The following is a 2,995-nucleotide window of genomic DNA, read 5'->3' on the forward strand; positions in this document are numbered from 1 at the left end:
AAGGCGCGTTAGGAATGCAGAATTTCGGTGTTGAAAAAGATACTTGCCTTTTTGGGGAATCCTAGACCTGCCGCGGTTTGATACTGCTCCTTTGGCAACATTTACTGCGACAAAGGAGATGGACTATGAGACTAAACGGAGAGATAAATTCAGCCAAGATGCATCGCGCTGACCTGTGGGCTTGGACCTAAGTAGTTAGCTGACGATCCTATTACCTGATAGCACATGCTAGGGCACAAAACCCTGACAGATCCAAACCCGAGATAGAAACCTGTATCCGTCACAGGCTATCCTTCATCCGGCAACACATCGAAACCCGATATGGCTTGTCGCGCTCGTTTCGGCGTGGGCTATCCGCGCTGCGGGTCGGTATCTGCGGCAATAGCTTTCTGCGCAAAGGTATGATCCGCCCTTCAGGATGCGGGTGTCTTGCGAGGATTGGGGTTCTGGAACGCAGCAGTTTGGCCGACCTGTTGATGTTTGTGAAAACGGGTCTGTCGTCCATTCCCACACGTTACCCAGCATATTGTGAAGCCTACTGCGCGGGGTGTCATTGTTGCGTGACGGGACTGTAAAGGGTGGCATGCCGGTTCTTTCGTTTCGGTGGGGGAAATCACCACGCCAAATATTCATATCGAGCCGATCTGACGCGGCGATCGTGGCGGCAAATTCCCATTGAGCTTCGGATGGGAGAGATTTTCCAGCCCAGTTGGCATAGGCTAAGGCGTCGATAAAAGAGACGTTCACCACGGGGTGCAAACCGCGCTTAACGAGATTGCTCTGCGGTCCTTCAGGGTGCCTCCAATTCGCTCCCGGCACGAACTGCCACCATTGGTTTGGGTCAAGCAAGCTAACGGGGCCTTTCGTCATTTGAAAAACGAATGAGCCCGCAACTTTATTCTCTTTGTCGTTGGGACGTTCGCTTGTGGTGATATACCCTGTCGCTGCAACAAACGCGGCGAAGGCGTCATTGGTTACCGCAGCAGTATCTATCTGAAACGGGGCCACCTCGACTATCCGTGCGGGGGCCTCTTCTGGATAATGGCGATCCGACCCCATCAAGAATTGCCCACCATCAAGCGACATCATAGGTGTCGATTTAGTCGTCATTACTCCTCGCTGTGGATCAGTCGTGCTTCACTTTGGGTGTCAAAAACATGCACCTTTGCCGCGTCAAACGACAGGTTGATCACAGCACCCGGCTGGGTATCGAGGTCAGCCGCCTCGACCAAACGCATTTCTGTGCCACCGATTTCACAGGTTAAGTGAGTTTCACTTCCCATCGGTTCAATGACTTCTACGGTCGCTTGCAGCGGGCCGTTTGGGGCGACGCGCAGATGCTCTGGTCGGATGCCAAGGATGATATCTTGACCATCCGTCAGCGGCAGACCATTGGGCAGCGCAAGTTCGGCAGTTTCATGCATCATGACAAAACCGCCGTTTTTCGCGACAACCCTCCCTGTGAGCAAATTCATTTGCGGCGCACCTATAAAGCTCGCGACGAATAGGTTGTCGGGGGCGTTGTAGAGTTCAAGCGGCGTGCCCACTTGTTCAATCCGTCCAGCGTGCATCACAACGATGCGGTCCGCCATTGTCATGGCTTCGGTCTGGTCGTGGGTTACATAAATGGATGTGGTCTTGAGACGTTGATGGAGCCGCTTGACCTCTTTGCGCATGGTGGTGCGCAGCTTTGCGTCAAGGTTTGAGAGCGGCTCGTCAAACAAGAATACCTCTGGGTTGCGCACAATCGCGCGGCCCATCGCAACGCGCTGCCGTTGCCCACCAGAGAGAGCCTTTGGGCGACGATCCAGATAGTCATCAAGACCAAGGATCGCACTGGCCTCCCTCACAGCCGCCTCAATCTCGGTCTTTGGTCGTTTCTCAAGATCAAGAGCAAAAGACATGTTTTCGCGCACAGTCATATGCGGATAGAGCGCGTAAGACTGGAACACCATCGCGATCTGCCGATCCTTTGGCAGGCGGTCGTTTACGACGTTTCCACCTATCGAAATTTCGCCAGCGGAAGGGTCTTCAAGCCCCGCGATCATGCGCAAGAGTGTTGATTTGCCGCAGCCGGAAGGCCCGACAAGCGCCACAAACTCGCCTTGAGCAATATCAAGCGAGATACCGTGGATCACATCGACTTTGCCAAAGGATTTCTGAATTCCGTTGAGCGTTACAGTGGCCATTCGCAGTCCTTCCATCGTGAGGCATATCCCAAATGTCGAGGTTTCTGGATTGACTCGTCTTTCAGTATCCGTATTCATAATTTCATATATGAAAGATTGAAAGGGGAATCTATTGGGACCAAGTGAACGCCTCTTGCAAGTCATGGAATATCTGATGGCCTCGGGGCCTGACCCCGTGAAGCAAATCGATATCTCTCGGGACCTTGGCATTTCGGCAGCGACCGTGAACCGGATCGTGCGTACGTTGGCGGACCGTGGCTATTTGTTTCACACAAGCGAGAAATACTGCATCCCGAACTTTCGCCTGATCCGCAACGTACCGATGTCCGAAAGCTATCTGTCGGTTCTCAGCGACCTTATGAATGATATCACCGCCGCGCACAGTGTTTCGGTTGAGGCGGTTGTTGTCACAGGTTTTGACCTGTTGTGGCATTCGCGGACACAGCTGCCTGACCCCAGCGTGGCTATCCGCGCGGCGCGTGGGTTCCGGCGCAGTCTTTATGAGCTCGACGCCATGTCACGTCTCTACCTGAGTCGCTTGGGGTGGGACGAGGTCAGTTATAAATATTTCACGGGTGGTTTCTTCAAGACGGGCCTTGAGATGGGCAGCCTTGCCCCAAGCGAAGCACGCCGTGTGATCGAAGAGGCCGTGTCCGATAATTTCGCCATGGATTTCGACGGCAACCACGTAGGTGTGCGCCGTTTTTCCACCATCATCGAAGACGAACGTGGGAAATTCCTGCACCTGCTTAGCATTGCAGAAGCTGCCGTGCCTGTGCGGGACAAAGACGAACATATCGCCAACG

At 53.7% G+C, this 2,995-nt stretch carries 3 protein-coding genes; 1 reads left to right on the forward strand and 2 read right to left on the reverse strand.

Annotated features, from left to right (window positions below):
• Window positions 1–294: 294 nt before the first annotated feature.
• Both ABJQ89_RS03810 and ugpC read right to left on the reverse strand, forming a co-directional pair.
• The gene (locus ABJQ89_RS03810; protein WP_348404165.1) at window positions 295–1,110 is read right to left on the reverse strand and encodes a formylglycine-generating enzyme family protein; all 816 of its coding nucleotides are present in this window, start codon (window positions 1,108–1,110) and stop codon (window positions 295–297) included.
• Window positions 1,110–2,189 (reverse strand): sn-glycerol-3-phosphate ABC transporter ATP-binding protein UgpC, encoded by a 1,080-nt coding sequence (gene ugpC / locus ABJQ89_RS03815; protein WP_348404191.1) that lies wholly within the window; start codon window positions 2,187–2,189, stop codon window positions 1,110–1,112. Before ugpC ends, ABJQ89_RS03810 begins: the two co-directional genes overlap by 1 nt.
• Before the next feature lie 112 nt (window positions 2,190–2,301).
• Here ugpC and ABJQ89_RS03820 point away from each other — a divergent pair.
• On the forward strand, window positions 2,302–2,995 hold a 694-nt coding region (locus ABJQ89_RS03820), incomplete at its 3' end, for a helix-turn-helix domain-containing protein (protein ID WP_348494943.1).

Source organism: Planktotalea sp. (assembly GCF_039984035.1).
Lineage (GTDB): Bacteria > Pseudomonadota > Alphaproteobacteria > Rhodobacterales > Rhodobacteraceae > Planktotalea.